The sequence below is a fragment of the Bacillus sp. JS genome, assembly GCF_000259365.1.
GTDB lineage: Bacteria > Bacillota > Bacilli > Bacillales > Bacillaceae > Bacillus > Bacillus stercoris.
In genome coordinates, this window is the sequence record NC_017743.1 from 344,280 (window position 1) to 361,561 (window position 17,282).

The window sequence follows — 17,282 nt, forward strand, 5'->3', positions numbered from 1 at the left end:
TCGTCTTCATTTAAAATCCTCTGTAAACGTACGGGTCATCAGGCTTTTTAATGGTGTTCCAGTCGGTTACTTTCACAACAGGAAGAGTTGACTTGAATGGCTGGTAATATTCTGAGGCCAAAGTGCCTTTAATCTGAATCCATTCATCATCCTTGATGTTCATGTCCTTCGGAAACTCCACTAGCATCCCGTACACGCCGGAATCAGCGATACAGTGAATGACGCCAAACCTCAACACGAACAGCTGATTTTTGTTAATCGCGTTTCCTTTGTACGCAAATCCATGAAATTCAATCGTCCGTCCGAGAAATTCACCCGGATAGTTATAGATGGTTTCCATTCCTTTTAGGAAATCATCATCGGTCAGAGAAATCTCTTTTTTGCCGGAATACTTATTAAACAGCTGTTTCATCTGTTTGTCATAGCTGTCTTGCGCGTAATAAAGGCTGGCATCAGGCCGCAAATACTGTGTTTGGGAGTAATGATCTCCGCTCTCCATCGCCTTAAACGAGAACCCTTTTGTTTTGACAATCGATGAGTCAAGCGTTGCAATCGGGAAGAAAATGCCTGACACCAAAGGAAAAAGAAAAACAACATAAATCAAATAACGCTGATAAAATGGCTTGTTTTGCTCATGATCATGCTCGTGATCATGGCCGCACCCGCAATCATGGTCATGGTGATGCCCGCCTTTTTCAGGCGACTTGATAAATAGATATGCTTGGACGGCGGTCAGAATGGCCAGCAGGAAGATCGCAATAAAGGAAAGATAGGCATATTTCATATTGATATATTTTGTTAGATTTCCTGAGGCATGCAGATGATAAAAGAAAAACGTAAATCCCATCAGCACCAATAGACGAAACACCCAATCACCCCTTTACCAGTAGTGATCCCGCTAAAACAATCACGACAATGTATGTAATCAGCAGGAAAACAAATCGTTTTTTGAAGGCCGCAAGCATCATCAATAGATTCTTAATATCCACCATTGCCCCAAAGACGAGAAAGGCGATTAACGATCCTAATGAAAATGTGCTGCTGAAGGAAGACGCGATGAATGCATCAACTTCTGAACAAAGCGACAAGACAAATGCCAGACCCATCATCACGAGGGAAGAGGATACATCATTCTGCCCGATCGCAAGCAAAGTGGATGTTTTGACATACGTCTGCATGGCTGCTGCGATAAAGGCGCCGATGATTAAATATTTCCCCACGGAGAAAAATTCATCAATGGCATGACGCAAGGTCCCGCCCAGCTTTTGGAGCAAGGTGCCGTGATGATGATGGTGCCCAGGTTCGTCAGGCTTTAAAAGCTGGTTATCCTTAAATTGATAGGATAAGATGACCCCGATGATCAGCGAAACGGTGAGAGCCAGTCCGCCTCTGTAAAAGACCACGCTCCATCTATTTCCGAACGCAATAAAAGTAGAAAATAAAACGATAGGATTAATGATAGGCGCGGTCAGCATGAAAGCAACGCCCGCATGCAAAGGGACTCCCTTTAATAGAAGCCGCCTCGTAATCGGGATGATGCCGCATTCGCAGGCGGGAAATAAAACGCCGGCCAGCGCACCGAATAAAACGGCGAGAAAACGGTTTTTCGGCATGATTCTTGCAATCATTTCTTCAGAAACAAACATTTGAATGATTCCGGAAAGTATGACGCCAATCAGAATAAACGGAATGGCTTCTATTAAAATGCTGATAAAAATAGAATTCAGCTGAAGAAAAGATGATGGTGCTGTCACAATAAAACCTCCGCTCATGGTAAGCTGCCTCTCTTATGATACCAGAAAAAAAGGCACTGCTTGTTTGACGGAGGAGGGGAAAGGATCGTTTCACTTTGGTGGGGATTCTAAAAAGCCGAGTAGGATACTGTCTGTTTCAGCAGCTTCTTTTCCGAGCCAAATCAGGTGCCCCCATGAGTGAAGCAAACAGAGGGTGGCGTCACGAATGTGCTCTTTTGCATGATGTGCATGTGACAAGTCAACCAATCCATCATAAACACTTTGCATAATCAGCACAGGACATGAGATAGCCTGCAGTTCTTTCGAAGAGACAGCGGTTGTTTGTGACAAGTCAAGAAGAAATCCTTCACCCGAGCGCTGGCGGCTGTTCATTTTTCGAAAAGCTTCTATGTCGCTTTCATCCATCAAGGACTTGATTCGCTGAAACGGAAGCGTGCTGAATTGCGGGCTCATAGCACGAAATATCCAACGTGGAAAGGCGTTATTCAAAGAAGAAATCAGCTTCCATATCCACTTTTCCAGCGGTGGACGGAAGAGAATCCTCCCCAATTTATATTCAGTATCTTTTGGGGTGAGCCATTCTTTGGTGACCGCGGATTGCAAGGTCAATGTATTTACTCTTTCCGGATAATGTGAGGCAAAGCATATGCCGCTCGGCCCTCCTGCTGAGATGGCGATCACATGGACGCGTTCGAGTTGTAAATGATCTAATATATTCACATAAAAACGGCAGGCATCAGCAAGGATTTTTCCAATCTCTTTTGACGTTCGTCCGTAGCCGGGCCTTGAAGGCGTAATGATGGAATACCCCTGCTCAATCAGTGCTGTGTACCCGAATTCCTCGTAACAATTTGAATGGCCGCCATGCATGACAAGGATTGGGGTGCCCTTGCCTGTCACAGAATATTCTAGTGTACGGCCTTCGATAGTGATTGTTTCGACTCGTCTTTTCATTTGTTTCACCCAATTGTTTTTTGCCTATTATAGAGTTTTCAGCAATTGACCACAAGGAGAAGAAATGAATAAACAAAGGACCTTGAAATATGATATACTTTGTATTGATATTCATTCTCAATTAAAGTTGTTGATATAGATGTGAACGGGAGGCAGGACGGATGGCTGAGAATCAAGAGGTATATGACGTTACGATTATAGGCGGGGGGCCGATTGGGCTGTTTACTGCTTTTTACTGCGGGATGCGGGAGCTGAAAACAAAGGTAATCGAATTTTTGCCGAAGCTCGGAGGGAAAGTGTCTTTATTTTTTCCTGAGAAAATCATTCGCGATATCGGCGGCATACCGGGGATTGCGGGAAAGCAGCTGATCGAGCAGCTGAAGGAGCAGGCGGCGACGTTTGATCCTGATATCGTGCTGAATCAGCGTGTGACCGGGTTAGAACGCCTGAATGACGGCACCATTGTATTGACAGGTTCTGAAGGGGAAAAGCACTATACAAGAACTGTGATTTTGGCTTGCGGCATGGGCACGCTTGAGGTCAATGAGTTTGACAGCGAGGATGCAACTCGGTACGCGGGCAAAAATCTTCATTATGGAGTGGAGAAGCTTGATGCGTTTAAAGGGAAGCGCGTGGTGATATCAGGCGGCGGAGATACTGCCGTCGATTGGGCCAATGAGCTGGAACCGATTGCGGCGTCTGTGACTGTCGTTCATCGCCGCGAGGCATTCGGAGGAATGGAAAGCAGTGTGACGAAAATGAAGCAATCATCGGTGCGAGTGCTGACGCCTTATCGTCTGGAGCAGCTGAGCGGCAATGAGGAGCGCATCCAAAAAGTGACGATTTGCCATACGGAGTCTGGCCAGAGGGAAGAGATAGAGGTTGATGAACTGATCATTAATCATGGCTTCAAAATTGATCTCGGGCCGATGAAGGAGTGGGGGCTGGAGATTGAAGAAGGCAGGGTGAAAGCAGACAGACATATGCGGACGAATCTTCCGGGCGTGTTTGTGGCAGGGGACGCGGCTTTTTATGAAAGCAAGCTGAGATTGATTGCCGGAGGCTTTACCGAAGGCCCGACAGCGGTCAACAGCGCTAAGGCTTATTTGGACCCTAAGGCTGAGAATATGGCGATGTATTCAACCCATCATAAAAAATTGGTGCATAAATAAAACAGCCCTTGAGGAAAAGGGCTGCTTGCCATCAGCTGTGAAGGAGTTTTTTTTCCGCTTGTTGATTGTGGATGAAAGCAAACAATTCATCCTGTGCTTGGACGGCTGCGAATCCATAAGCGCCGGCAGCCGAATCATCGCCTATGCAGACGATAGGGGGGCGGCTTGCTGATGGTTCCGGTGAAATGCCAATTTGTTGTCCATTACTGATCAATTGCTGAACGGACAGCTTGTTCGGGCAAATGACCATGTGCAACGGGGATTCACTGATGGTGCGCTGAATCATGTGGGTGAACCGGTCGTCTATGACATTTTCATGAGTGATATAAAACGAACTGGACTCATGCGTCTGGACATTTTCCACTGCAGGGCGGCTCCCGACAACAAGGCGTTTTTCTGAATCAGGCTGAATGGCGGTGACAAGAAAACCCCGTTTTTCAAGCTCCGCCTTTGCTTGCTCAGTTGCTGCACTCAGTCGGGCTGTCAACTGGCGGATGTCGATTTTCTTAGAAGCCAGTGCTTTGAAAAATTCACAAACCGCACGGCGCGATGTGAAAAGTATGTCTTCAAAGCTGCCGATCTTTCGAAGAATGTCTTCATTGACGGGCATATTTTCAGTCCGCCACTTGGGCCATTCGATGACATCGGCGCCGGAATCACGCAGCCTGTCTGCAAGCGGGTCTTCATCCTCGCCATGAGTGACTATCATCATATGCCGGCCGATAAGTGGTTTGCTTTCAAACCAGCTGTGTGTTTGAAAGTTAACGATATCTCCGATGACGATAATCGCAGGGTTTGTTATCTGGTGCTCCTGAACTTTTTGCTGAATGTTCTCAAGCGTTCCTTTCACACTTCGCTGGCGGCCCCACGTTCCCCATTGGATGACAATGACAGGGACAGAAGGCGATTTTCCGTATGAAATGAGCTGCTGGCAAATATAAGACAAGTTCTTGACACCCATGTAAAAAACAAGGGTTTGAACGCTTCGGGCAAGCCCTTCCCAGTCAAGGTTCGGCGTGCCTTTTAATGATTTATCATGCGCTGTAATCATGGCAAAAGACGATGCGAAATCCCGATGCGTGACGGGGATGCCTGCATATAGCGGCGCTGCAATTCCAGAGGTGATTCCAGGCACCATTTCATAGCGAATGCCGTGCTCATGAAGAGCATCCGCTTCCTCGCCGACTCTGCCGAATACGCTCGGATCTCCGCCCTTCAAGCGAACGACGGTTGACCCATTTAATGCTTTTTCAACCAGCAGGGCGTTAATTTCTTTTTGTTTCATAAAATGGCGGTCTGGCAGTTTTCCGCAATAAATAAACTGGCAGTCCGGTGATGCAAATTCGAGCAGCCTCGGGTTGGCGAGCCGGTCATATAAAATCACATCTGCTTCCTCGAGCGCCTGTTTTCCTTTGATGGTGAGCAGCCCTGGGTCACCGGGTCCGGCTCCCACGAAATATACGATTCCGTTCTTCATGATCATGTCATCCTTCCGTCACTGTAAAAAATGAAGGACCACTAGAAAAGTGATCCGGTCTTTTGATCAATATACGAGATAAACATGTTCTCCTTCGATCAGTGTTTCGTATGTTTTGACGCATCCGTGGTCAGGTTCTTGAACGATCCCGTCTTCTAGGGAGATTTTCCAGTCGTGCATCGGGCAAAAAACATATTCGCCGCTGACGATGCCTTCTGCCAGAACGCCGCCCTTATGCGGACAGCGGTTTTCGATGGCGCGGATGCTTCCGTTTGAAAGCTTGAAGACTGCAAGCTCCTTATCTTCAATATACACTGTTTTGCCTAATTGTTCAGGCAATTCTCCAATTTTTCCGATACATACTTTTGTTACGTCTTTGTTTACCATGTCCATTCCTCCTTAATGTTTGTTTTTGTCATTATGATGTGGTGACGACATTTTCAAATAATTCTTTAGAAGTTTGTTTATCCTCTAAAAAGTCTTTCCACGGATCCTTGTGGACAGAGAGTGTTTCATTCATTCTGTCGTTCAGCTCCTGTCGCTTTTTAGGATCGTTTAACACGGACTGGACATGGGATAAACCGACGCGCTCAAGCCATGCGGATGTACGCTCCAGATAGTTTGCAGTTTCCCGGTAATATTGCAGGTAAGCGCCTGCGTATTCTAACACTTCTTCATTTGTTTTTACCTTCATCAGCAAATCGCCGGCACGCAAATGGGTTCCGCCGTTTCCGCCGACATAAAGCTCCCAGCCTCCGTCGATGCCGACTACGCCAAGGTCCTTAATGCCGGATTCCGCACAGTTTCGCGGGCAGGCAGACACGGCCATTTTGACTTTATGAGGCGTGTGCAGCCCTTCGAATTTTTTCTCAAGTGCAATGCCCAGTGCCATGGAGTCTTGTGTGCCGAAGCGGCAGAATTGCTCGCCTACGCATGTTTTGACTGTCCGAAGTGTCTTTCCGTACGCGTAGCCTGATGGCATATCAAGATCTTCCCATACCTTCGGAAGGTCTTCTTTTTTCACACCGATAAGATCAATTCGCTGTCCGCCTGTCATTTTCACGAGCGGGATCTCATATTTGTCGACGACATCAGCGATTTTGCGCAAATCTGTAGAGTTGGTCACGCCGCCGTACATCCGAGGAACGACTGAGTATGTTCCGTCTTTTTGAATATTGGCGTGCATTCGTTCATTAACAAAGCGGGATGTCCGTTCATCCTCGTATTTGGTTGGATTGATCATGCCTAAGTAGTAGTTCAGAGCCGGACGGCATTTGGAACAGCCTTCTGGCGTTTTCCAGCCGAGCACATTCATGACTTCTCTTGTATGTGACAGCCCTTTGGCTTTGATTTCTTCTACGACCTCATCTCTCGACAATGTGGTGCAGCTGCAAATGGCTTCTTTTTGCGCTGACGCATCAAAGTCTGATCCGAGCGTATGCTGGAGGATTTCTTCTACGAGCGGCTTACAGCCTCCGCATGAACGGGATGCACCGGTGCATGCTTTGATCTCGTCCGTTGACGAGCAGCCCTTTTCCTGTATGGCTTGAATAATCGCACCTTTTGACACGCCGTTGCAGCCGCAGATGATTTCATCGTCGCTCATCGCTGCGGTAATGCTTGTGCCTGCTTCTTGGTCGAGAGGCTGTAAGATTGATATTTTTGAGGTTTCAGAGATATCGGCTTCTTTTTGAATCATAGAAAACAGGCGGTTGCCCTCGCTGCTGTCGCCGAATAAAACAGCACCGACAATTTGGTTGCCTCTCAGGACGATTTTTTTATAGATGCCGTCCTGCTCATCAAAGACTTTAATCGCTTTTTTCTCCTCTGATTCGTTAAAGTCACCGGCAGAGAAGACTTCGACGCCTGATACCTTTAACTGTGTAGAGAGAACAGAACCTTCATACGGTTTTGTGTCGATGCCGCAAATATGCTTCGCCAGCACTTTTGCTTGTTCATAGAGCGGCGCCACAAGCCCGTAGGCGATTCCGCGGTGCTCAGCACATTCGCCAACCGCGTAAATGTGCGGGATTTCCGTCTGCATATAATCGTTGACGATGATACCGCGGTTAACCGGAATGCCGCTCTCGGCGCCGAGCGTTGTATTTGGGCGGATGCCGACAGCCATGACGACCAAATCAGCTTCAATGCTTGTGCCATCCTTGAAACGGAGGCCTTCGACACGATCGTCACCAACAATTTCTTCGGTTTGCTTTTCAAGTAAAAAGGTCATCCCTTGTTTTTCTAACTCGTTTTGCAGCAGGCGTCCTGCCGTTGCATCAAGCTGGCGCTCCATCAGGAATGGGGCGAGGTGGATGACGGATACTTCCATGCCGAGATTCAGCAGTCCGCGAGCGGCTTCCAAACCAAGAAGTCCTCCGCCGATGACGGCTGCTTTTTTATATTGTTTTGACGCGGCGAGCATTGTGTCTGTATCTTTTATATCCCGGAAAGCTGTGACGCCTTTTTTGTCTGCTCCCGGAATCGGAAGGATAAAAGGGACAGAGCCTGTCGCCAGGATTAATTCGTCGTAAGGCTGGATTCTGTCTGAGTCTGTGATGACTGTTTTGTTTTCTGTATCTACTTTGATGACCGTTTCATTTGTATACAATTGAATGTTGTTTTCTTCGTACCAGTCCCAATCGTTTAACGTAATATCTTTAATATCTGTATCGCCTTGAAGCACTTTTGACAAAAGGATTCGATTATAGTTGGGATGCGGTTCGGCACCAAAAATTGTGATCTGAAACTCGTCTTTAGCAACACTCAGTATCTCTTCAATGGCCCTTACCCCGGCCATTCCATTACCAACAAGAACTAGCTGTTTTTTTCCCATCAGATGATCCGCTCCTTATCAATGTTTTTTCCAGCGTAGCACAGCAAAAAGGAATATTTAAGATACATGTTATAAAATGTAACAAAATATACGAAAAGTTCTAAAAATTTTATGAAAAATTTAAATAGGTCTGATTCGGACGGCGCATACCTTAAAACCGGGCATTTTACAGGCTGGATCTAAGGCCTCCCCGATTAAATCATTCACATTTTGAGCGTCTGCCCAATGAATGGGAACAAAAACGGTATCCTTTCTGATTTGTTCTGATAATTTGCTGCGGACGGTGATGCTTCCCCGCGGAGATTCTATTTTTACCAGTACACGGTCCTCGATATTGTAGGTCGCTGCTGTTTGCGGATGGATTTCCATAAACGATTCAAAATGTCTCGCGGCCAGGGCGGCGCTTTTTCTTGTTTGAACGCCTGTTAAGTAGTGAGACATGACGCGGCCTGTCGTTAAATAAAGCGGATAATCGGCTGTCGGCTTCTCTTTTGGCACAGGCGGTTCATTTGGAATTACACTTAATGCCGCTTTTTGATCCGGATGAGCAAATGATTCTGTAAACAAGCGCCCGGTTCCGGGATGATCAGGTTCCGGACATGGCCAGTGAATGCCGCCTTCACGTCTTAGCCTCTCATATGTGATGCCTGAATAATCGGCGATCCCTCCTCGGCTCGCTTCTCTTAATTCATTAAAAATATCCTCCGCTGACGTGTAAGAAAAGTAGCGGCCTTTGCCGAGAACGGATGCGAGATCACAAATGATCTGCCAATCATGCTTTGCTTCGCCGGGACATGGCCGGCTTGCTTCTCTTAATGTCACGCGTCCTTCTACATTTGTCATGGTGCCCTCATCTTCTAAATAAGAGGAGGCTGGCAAAATCACATCTGCGTATTCCGCAGTCTCTGAAATAAACAAATCGATTGCGACAAAGAATGTTAGTTTTCTTAGGGCTTTTTTCACGAGATTCGCATTTGGGCTGGAGACAGCAGGATTGGAGCACGTGAGGAACAGTCCTTTAATGTCGCCGTCATGGATTTTTTCCATCATTTCATAGGCTGAGACACCTTTTCGCGGCAGATCATCCTGATGAATTCCCCACACTTTCGCAATATGTGCCCGGTGTTGCTCATTTTCGATAGATCGGTAGCCCGGAAGCTGATCGGCTTTCTGGCCATGCTCTCTTGCACCTTGCCCGTTGCCTTGTCCGGTGATCGCTCCGTAACCTGAGTAAGGCTTGCCGATTTTTCCTGTGATCAGCACCATGTTTAAGAAGCCTTTCACAGCCGCTGTTCCATCGGTTTGCTGTTCAATCCCGCGGGCTGTAAACAGCATGCCGGACGTTTCCTTTGCAAACTTTACAGCAGCTTTTCTTATATGCGCCAGCGGGACACTCGTCTGTTCAGCGATGTTATTCAGGTTCAACGAGTCAGTATGCTGCTTCAGCTCCTTGAATCCATTTGTTCGTGATTGAATGAAATCCTCGTTTATGAGCTGCTCGTCAATGATGATTTTGACGAGACCGTTGGCAAGGGCGGCGTCTGTGCCGGGTTTTATTTTCAGATGAAGATCGGCGATTTTTGTTGTCGCTGTTTCACGCGGATCAATGGCAATGATGTAAGCTCCGTTTTCTTTCGCTTTTTCAAAATACGGCATCATTGTAGGCTGGCATTCCGCAATATTGGTGCCGGCCAGAATGATCACACGGGTGTGGGGAATGTCTGATAAGGGATTCGTTAGGCCTCTGTCCGCGCCGAATGTTTGGTTGGCTGCGGTTGCGGCGGCGGACATACAAAGCCGCCCGTTGTAGTCAATGTATTTGGTCTGTAAGCCCACTCGTGCGAATTTCCCCAACAAATACGCCTCTTCATTTGTTATCGAGGCGCTTCCGTATACAGCCATGGCGTCATGGCCGTGTTCTGTTTGGATCGTTGTCACTTGTTCTTTGATGTAATTCAGTGCTTCTTCCCAAGAAACAGGCATAAACTCGCCGTTTTTTTTTAGCAGCGGGTGGGTGATGCGAGAGGAGTTCAACGCATGCTGGTGAGCATTCATGCCCTTCATGCAGAGACGGCCCTTTGTCGTAGGATTGTCAATCCCAATCGCTGTGTACTTTTTCCGTGTGACGATGGTTTGTTCCACGAGCTGCATTTTGCACTGCATGCTGCAAAACGGGCATTGGGTGTCATACGTTTTTTCTGATTGGATGTCTTGCTGTTTATCGCGGAAATATCTAAGCAGTCGTTCGGTCAAAATGCCTCATCCTTTCTTATGTGCGCCAGCCTCTATAGGCGGATTTTGAATCAGTGACAGGTCTGTATGAAGGCTTTCCAGCAGCTGTGTCCTTAGGTCTTCTTCAAATAGCACTTCTCTGATATGAACGATTCCGAGACGGTCCATCCACTGATGAACGGCTTCTAAGTAATGAGCTGTTTCACGATAATACTGGATCATTCCTTTGATCATGCCGACAGTTTTTTCTGCGTTGTCTGTCACGCAAAACAGGGCTCCGGAACGGGCATGAGTTCCGCGGATGCCGCCGATGTATATGTCCCAGCCAGCTTGTGTCCGAACCGCGCCGACATCCTGCAGGGCGGCATCGGTGCAGTCTGTTTCACATGATAAGCTGATAGAAATGGGAGCGGGGAAGGAAAGCGTCTCAAGGTGTCTTTCGATTTGGGCTGCCAGCTGCTGAATGAATCGATTTTGCCCGCATGTACATGCTTTGATGCTTTGCAGCGTGTGCCGGAATTCATTGGTGGAAACGGGCATCTTCAGGTCTTTTTTTATGTTCGGGAGATCCGCAGATTTGATCCCCGAAAGCTTCAGTCTTTGGCTGTGAGTGATGGATACGTCAGGGATGCTGTATGCCTCAATGATGTTGGCGATGTTTCTTAACTGCTCCGCGTTTGTCCGCCCGCCGTACATTTGCGGAATCAGAATGCATGTGTCCTCAGCGGCTGGCTCAGGCTGAACAAAACCTGGGTACAGCATTTCCAGGTAGTATTGAATCGCAGGAACACAAGTACTGCATCCGTTTTTCGTTTTCCACCCAAGCTTGTTCATTGCTTCTGCCGGATCAGTGAATGGCCTGCGTTGAAGCTCAGCGATGATGTCGTCTTCCGTAAAATCGGTGCAGCCGCAAAATGAAGGTGTGCCTGCGGGCTCCGTATAATATTCGCTGCTTGCCATATATCTCAAGAGTTCTTCAACAAGCGGTTTGCACCCTCCGCAGGAGCCTGATGCTTTGGTACAGTGCTTGATTTCCTCAAGAGTTGTTAAGTTTTTCGTGTGCACCGCTCCTTCAATCGCGCCTTTTGTCACTGAGTTGCATTGGCAAATCGTTTCACTGGAAGGCATGGATTCAAATAAAGTGCCGCTTTTCTGCGGTTCGATGATCTGCTTTTTGACAATGGAGATGTCTCGTTGTTTCAGTAAGCTGTCGAGAAGCCGCTGCTTATCACGGGTGTCTCCGAATAAAATAACGCCGGCCAGCTTGTCATCCTCAAAAAGTGCTTTTTTGTAAATGCCAGCTTGTTCGTCGTAAATATTGATGCTCGTCGTGTGTTCATCCTCTTGAATTTTTCCTGCTGACCACACATCGATTCCAGCTATTTTTAATGCCGCAGCTGAGGCTGAGCCTTGATATCCCTCACATGGAACGCCGCAAATATGTTTGGCGAGAACGTTTCCCTGCTCATAAAGCGGTGCCACCAATCCGTACACCGTTCCGTTATGCTCGGCGCATTCGCCAACGGCGTAGACATTCGGTTCGCTTGTCTGCATGCAGTCATTCACGATGATCCCGCGGTTCACTTCGATTCCAGCGGATACAGCCAATTCAATATTCGGTCTAACGCCAGCCGCCATCACAATCAGGTCTGCTTTTAGTGAAGCGCCATCTTTAAAATGGATTCCGTCTGCCCGCGTGGTGCCGGAAATGGAGACGGTGTCTTTCTCCAAAAGAAAGGTTAAGCCTTTTTGTTCCAGCTTCGTTTGCAGCAGCCGCGCTGCAGTTTGATCGAGCTGTTTTTGCATAATGCCGGCGGAGTGGTGAATGACGCTGACATCCATGCCGAGCCGCTGTAAACCGATTGCAGCTTCCAGTCCTAATAAGCCGGCTCCGATCACCGCCGCCTTTTGATAGCGCTCGGCCATCTCCATCAGCGCTTGGCAGTCTTCTATTGTCCGAAATCCATAGACGCCTTCTTTGTCTGCCCCGGGGATAGGGAGAATATAAGGGGAGGAGCCTGTTGCAACAATGAGTTTGTCATACGACAGGATGCGCTTGCGATCCGTTATGATGCGCTGCTGATCTTTATCAATTTGAATAACCGTTTCGCCTGTGTAAAGCGTAATCCCGTGCTTGTCATACCAAGCCTTGCTGTTCAGTGTAATGTCATCGAGTGACGCTTCACCCTGCAATACAGAGGATAAGAGAATGCGATTGTAGTTGGGATGCGTTTCGCTTCCGAAAATGACAATCTCAAACATGTGGCGATTCAGCTTTACTATTTCTTCAATACAGCGAATACCGGCCATGCCGTTTCCTGCTAACACCAACCTTTGTTTCTTCATGTATCAGACCTCCTTTGACGCGGCTCGTAAGTTTTCTCCTATTAAAAATTATGTCACAATGCATTGTTAACGCATTAAACGTGTCATAAAAACTAACACATGTCTTTTCCAGAAAATAATGGTCCTATATCCTTGATTCAGAAAATGTAAAATAATGAGGGTCAAGAAAGGGGAATCTTATGAAGCTGTCGGAACTGAAAACTAGCGGTCATCCACTCACTTTGCTCTGTTCCTTTTTATATTTTGATGTCAGTTTTATGATATGGGTGATGCTTGGGGCGCTGGGTGTTTATATTTCTCAGGATTTTGGCCTGTCTCCTTTTGAGAAAGGGCTTGTCGTGGCTGTGCCGATTTTATCTGGATCTGTGTTTCGTATCATTCTGGGTATTTTAACGGACAGAATCGGACCGAAAAAAACGGCAGTGATCGGGATGCTGGTGACAATGATTCCGCTGCTGTGGGGGACATTTGGCGGCCGTTCACTTACTGAGCTGTATGCCATCGGGATTCTGCTTGGCGTAGCTGGGGCAAGCTTTGCCGTTGCGCTGCCAATGGCAAGCCGCTGGTATCCGCCTCATTTGCAGGGGCTTGCGATGGGGATTGCCGGCGCGGGAAACAGCGGCACGTTGTTTGCAACCCTGTTTGGCCCTCGTCTGGCAGAGCAGTTCGGCTGGCACATTGTTATGGGAATTGCGCTTATTCCATTATTGATCGTCTTTATTCTTTTTGTCTCCTTGGCTAAAGATTCTCCTGCACAGCCGGCTCCGCAGCCGCTCAAAAGCTATCTTCATGTGTTCGGGCAAAAGGAAACATGGTTTTTCTGCCTGCTGTATAGCGTCACATTTGGCGGATTTGTCGGGCTCTCAAGCTTTTTATCCATTTTCTTTGTTGATCAATACCAGCTGTCAAAAATTCACGCAGGGGACTTCGTTACATTATGTGTGGCGGCAGGGAGCTTTTTCAGGCCTGTCGGGGGTTTGATTTCGGATCGCGTCGGCGGCACGAAAGTTCTTTCTGTATTGTTTGTCATCGTGGCACTGTGTATGGCCGGAGTCAGCAGCCTGCCGTCCCTCTCAATGGTCATTGTTCTATTGTTTGTCGGAATGATGGGGCTCGGAATGGGCAACGGCGCAGTATTCCAGCTCGTGCCGCAGCGTTTTCGCAAAGAAATTGGCATGGTGACGGGAATCGTCGGTGCGGCCGGAGGTATCGGAGGTTTTTTCCTGCCGAACATCCTAGGATCTCTCAAACAGATGACAGGCACATATGCTATCGGTTTTATCACGTTTTCCTGTATCGCGCTGCTGGCGTTTGCACTCGTGCTTGCCGCAGGCTATTACTGGCGGAAAAGCTGGAGCGCGGAAAGCAGCCCGGCGGATGTGTAGGTTTTTGACGGACACGCGTTTGTGCGTGTCTTTTTTATTTTCTCTTGATTTTCATCAGTGAACCGATCAGAATAAATAGTAATTATTACGATTTGTTAGCGAGAGGAGTTTTCTGAATGAATCAACACATGCTGCTCCCGAAAAAAACGGAGCGTCTTCAATACTTTGGGTCGGTCAGTCCGGCCAAGGGTGAGAAACCAGTGGAAAAAGAGAAAATGAAGGACCTGCAAAATATCAGGAAGGATTATTTTTTTGACATTCAGCATGTAGGTGTCGCGAATGTGTCCCATCCAGTCACAATCACTTCTGCCATGGCGCCTGCCGAGCAAACAACGGCCGCGAACTTTATTATGACTTGTGATTTGCCGAGAAATCAAAAGGGGATAAACATGAGCCGGTTAACAGAGCTGCTCCAAGTCTATCATCAAAACGGCTGGATTCTCTCATTTTCCTCCCTTCAGCAATTTACGAAAGAGCTTGCAGAAAACATGGACGCATCCTCTGCTTCAGTTGAAGTGAGGTTTCCATGGTTTTTCGAACGAGAAAGTCCGAAGCTTGAGAAAGCAGGTCTGATGCATGCTGACATATTCATGTCTGTTACGTATCGTGAAGATCAGCCGTTTAAACAGCGTGCCGGCATCTCAGCTAAAGTAACGACTCTGTGCCCTTGTTCCAAGGAAATTAGTGAATACAGTGCCCATAATCAGCGGGGAACGGTCAATATTTGGACTGATATTCACCCGGCTGCATCGCTGCCAAGTGATGTTAAAGCTGATTTGCTTCACGTCGCAGAATCAAATGCCTCTGCGAGACTGCATCCGGTATTGAAGCGCCCTGATGAAAAAGCGGTGACGGAAACGGCCTATGAGAATCCGAGGTTTGTTGAGGATCTCGCCCGGCTGATTGCTGCGGATTTGTTTGAGCTTGAATGGGTGTCAGCCTTTGAGATTGAATGCCGGAATGAAGAATCAATCCATCTCCACGATGCCTATGCGAAGCTGTGTTTTTCAAAGGAAGTGGATAGAATATGAAACTCTCATTATTCATTGTTGCCGTTTTTATGCCAGCATGCCTGCTGTCAGCCTGCTCCGATCATGCGGAAGAACACGCAAGTGCCGATAAAAAGAAAACGGCAGAGCACGTAACGTCCGATCAAAAGACAGAAAAAACTAGCATCGATTGGACAAAACCATCGGGCGGTAAATACCCGGATATCAAGCAGAAACATGTCTGGATTGATGTGGACGTGAAAGAACAGAAGGCTTACATCAAAGAAGGAAGTAAAACTTTATATACAATGATTGTCTCGTCAGGACTGGATCAAACAAAGGATGATGCTACGCCAAAGGGCACCTTTCATATAGAGCCTGAACGGGGAGAATGGTTTTTCTCCGAAGGATACCAGGAAGGCGCGGAATATTGGGTATCATGGAAAAACCATGGAGAATTTCTATTTCATAGTGTGCCAATGACAAAGGATCAAAAAGTCATCAAAGCTGAAGCAGCAAAACTAGGAACGAAAGCATCTCACGGGTGTATCAGGCTGACCATCCCGGATGCGAAATGGATATATGAAAATATCCCTGAACATACAAAAGTGGTGATCAACTGAATTGAAAGCTGTTGACAAAAAGGAAAAAAGACCATACAATTCAAATCGTAACAATTACGTTTTGTGATAAATGGGTTATCATTGGCTGTGCATCCGTGAGAAACAGAAAGACATTGATTAAGGATCTTGTTGTCGGCAAGGGGAAGAGATTTGCGATGGGGAAAAGGATTAAACGCGGTTGGAGCCTTTACTGATTTAGCAATCGGGCGGCAGCAAGAAATGTTTTCGGAGCGCGAAAAGCTGCTTACACCATTGCTTATACGGCGAAGCATAAAATTTAAATCGTAATCGTTCTATTTTAAAGGGAGGATATCATGATGAAAAAAATTCCGGTTACCGTACTGAGCGGCTATCTCGGTGCGGGAAAAACAACGTTGTTGAACAGCATTCTGCAGAATCGCGAAGGCTTAAAAATAGCGGTCATTGTAAACGATATGAGCGAGGTGAACATTGACGCAGGCTTGGTTAAGCAGGAAGGGGGCCTTTCCAGAACAGATGAAAAGCTTGTGGAAATGTCAAACGGCTGCATTTGCTGCACGCTTCGCGAAGACTTATTAATAGAGGTTGAGAAGCTGGCAAAGGACGGACGGTTTGATTATATCGTCATCGAATCGACAGGAATCAGCGAACCGATCCCGGTGGCCCAGACTTTCTCTTATATCGATGAAGAGATGGGAATCGACCTGACAAAATTCTGTCAGCTGGATACGATGGTGACAGTGGTGGATGCCAACCGTTTTTGGCATGATTATCAGTCTGGCGAAAGCCTTCTGGACCGCAAAGAGGCATTGGGGGAAGAGGATGAAAGAGAAATCGCCGACCTCTTGATCGATCAAATTGAATTTTGCGATGTACTGATCTTAAATAAATGTGATTTGGTCAGCGAGCAAGAGCTCGAACAGCTTGAAAACGTTCTACGCAAACTGCAGCCTAGGGCCAAATTCATACGTTCTGTCAAAGGAAATGTAAAACCGCAGGAGATTTTACATACAGGGCTATTTAACTTCGAGGAAGCGAGCGGATCGGCCGGCTGGATTCAAGAGCTGACGGCAGGCCATGCGGAACATACCCCGGAAACAGAAGAATACGGTATCTCTTCATTTGTGTATAAGAGACGTTTGCCGTTTCATTCTACACGATTTTACCGTTGGCTGGATCAAATGCCAAAGAACGTGGTACGTGCCAAAGGAATCGTCTGGTGCGCATCTCATAACAACCTTGCTTTACTGATGTCGCAAGCAGGTCCGTCGGTTACGATTGAGCCTGTATCATATTGGGTGGCGGCGCTGCCAAAGCTTGAGCAGGAGCAAGTCAAACAGCAAGAGCCGGAAATGTTGGCGGAGTGGGACCCTGAATTTGGCGACCGCCTAACGCAGTTAGTGTTTATTGGAACTGATCTGGATGAAGAAGCGATCACGAAAGAGCTTGATCAATGCCTGCTGACTGAGTATGAATTTGATTCCGACTGGTCGCTGTTTGAAGACCCATTTAAATGGAAACTGAATCAATAGAAA

At 47.2% G+C, this 17,282-nt stretch carries 13 protein-coding genes; 5 read left to right on the forward strand and 8 right to left on the reverse strand.

Translation table 11 applies throughout. The features are described 5' to 3' along the window. Positions 1–10 precede the first annotated feature (10 nt). The 3 genes from MY9_RS01855 to MY9_RS01865 all read right to left on the reverse strand — a co-directional run bounded on the left by MY9_RS01855 (position 11) and on the right by MY9_RS01865 (position 2,708). Entirely contained in the window at positions 11–868 is an 858-nt protein-coding gene (locus MY9_RS01855; RefSeq protein ID WP_040084224.1) for a TIGR03943 family putative permease subunit, read from the reverse strand. 4 nt (positions 869–872) lie between these two features. Then, a complete protein-coding gene (locus MY9_RS01860; RefSeq protein ID WP_081483659.1) occupies positions 873–1,754 on the reverse strand; it encodes a permease in 882 nt (293 codons plus the stop codon). A gap of 90 nt (positions 1,755–1,844) precedes the next feature. Next, a complete protein-coding gene (locus MY9_RS01865; RefSeq protein ID WP_014662713.1) occupies positions 1,845–2,708 on the reverse strand; it encodes an alpha/beta fold hydrolase in 864 nt (287 codons plus the stop codon). Between the two features lie 161 nt (positions 2,709–2,869). Between MY9_RS01865 and ffoR the strand changes: the two genes are divergently transcribed. Continuing rightward, entirely contained in the window at positions 2,870–3,880 is a 1,011-nt protein-coding gene (gene ffoR, locus MY9_RS01870; RefSeq protein WP_014662714.1) for a ferredoxin--NADP(+) reductase, read from the forward strand. A 31-nt stretch (positions 3,881–3,911) separates the two neighbouring features. Here the strand turns inward: ffoR and cobA are convergent, their stop codons facing one another. From cobA to nirB, 5 genes are all read right to left on the reverse strand, one after another. Next, a complete protein-coding gene (cobA, locus tag MY9_RS01875) occupies positions 3,912–5,363 on the reverse strand; it encodes a uroporphyrinogen-III C-methyltransferase (protein WP_081483591.1) in 1,452 nt (483 codons plus the stop codon). Between the two features lie 60 nt (positions 5,364–5,423). Continuing rightward, positions 5,424–5,744 (reverse strand): nitrite reductase small subunit NirD, encoded by a 321-nt coding sequence (gene nirD, locus MY9_RS01880; RefSeq protein ID WP_014662717.1) that lies wholly within the window; start codon positions 5,742–5,744, stop codon positions 5,424–5,426. A 31-nt stretch (positions 5,745–5,775) separates the two neighbouring features. Continuing rightward, complete coding sequence (gene nasD, locus MY9_RS01885; protein WP_014662718.1) at positions 5,776–8,193, reverse strand: NADPH-nitrite reductase; 2,418 nt, start codon at positions 8,191–8,193, stop codon at positions 5,776–5,778. A gap of 120 nt (positions 8,194–8,313) precedes the next feature. Next, on the reverse strand, positions 8,314–10,446 hold the full coding sequence (gene nasC, locus MY9_RS01890; RefSeq protein ID WP_040084218.1) for an assimilatory nitrate reductase catalytic subunit NasC: 2,133 nt from the start codon (positions 10,444–10,446) through the stop codon (positions 8,314–8,316). Positions 10,447–10,452: 6 nt separating this feature from the next. Further along, a complete protein-coding gene (gene nirB, locus MY9_RS01895) occupies positions 10,453–12,771 on the reverse strand; it encodes a nitrite reductase large subunit NirB (protein WP_014662720.1) in 2,319 nt (772 codons plus the stop codon). Positions 12,772–12,950: 179 nt separating this feature from the next. Here nirB and MY9_RS01900 point away from each other — a divergent pair, with 179 nt between their 5' ends. The 4 genes from MY9_RS01900 to zinU all read left to right on the forward strand — a co-directional run bounded on the left by MY9_RS01900 (position 12,951) and on the right by zinU (position 17,279). Continuing rightward, positions 12,951–14,156 (forward strand): MFS transporter, encoded by a 1,206-nt coding sequence (locus MY9_RS01900; protein WP_014662721.1) that lies wholly within the window; start codon positions 12,951–12,953, stop codon positions 14,154–14,156. Positions 14,157–14,272: 116 nt separating this feature from the next. Further along, positions 14,273–15,187, forward strand: coding sequence for a GTP cyclohydrolase FolE2 (gene folE2, locus MY9_RS01905; RefSeq protein WP_014662722.1), 915 nt, complete (start codon positions 14,273–14,275; stop codon positions 15,185–15,187). Beyond that, a complete protein-coding gene (locus tag MY9_RS01910; protein WP_014662723.1) occupies positions 15,184–15,768 on the forward strand; it encodes a L,D-transpeptidase in 585 nt (194 codons plus the stop codon). The genes folE2 and MY9_RS01910 overlap by 4 nt, the downstream gene beginning before the upstream one ends. Before the next feature lie 317 nt (positions 15,769–16,085). Further along, positions 16,086–17,279: a zinc metallochaperone ZinU gene (gene zinU / locus MY9_RS01920; RefSeq protein WP_040084212.1), complete on the forward strand. Its 1,194-nt coding sequence runs from the start codon at positions 16,086–16,088 to the stop codon at positions 17,277–17,279. Positions 17,280–17,282 lie beyond the last annotated feature (3 nt).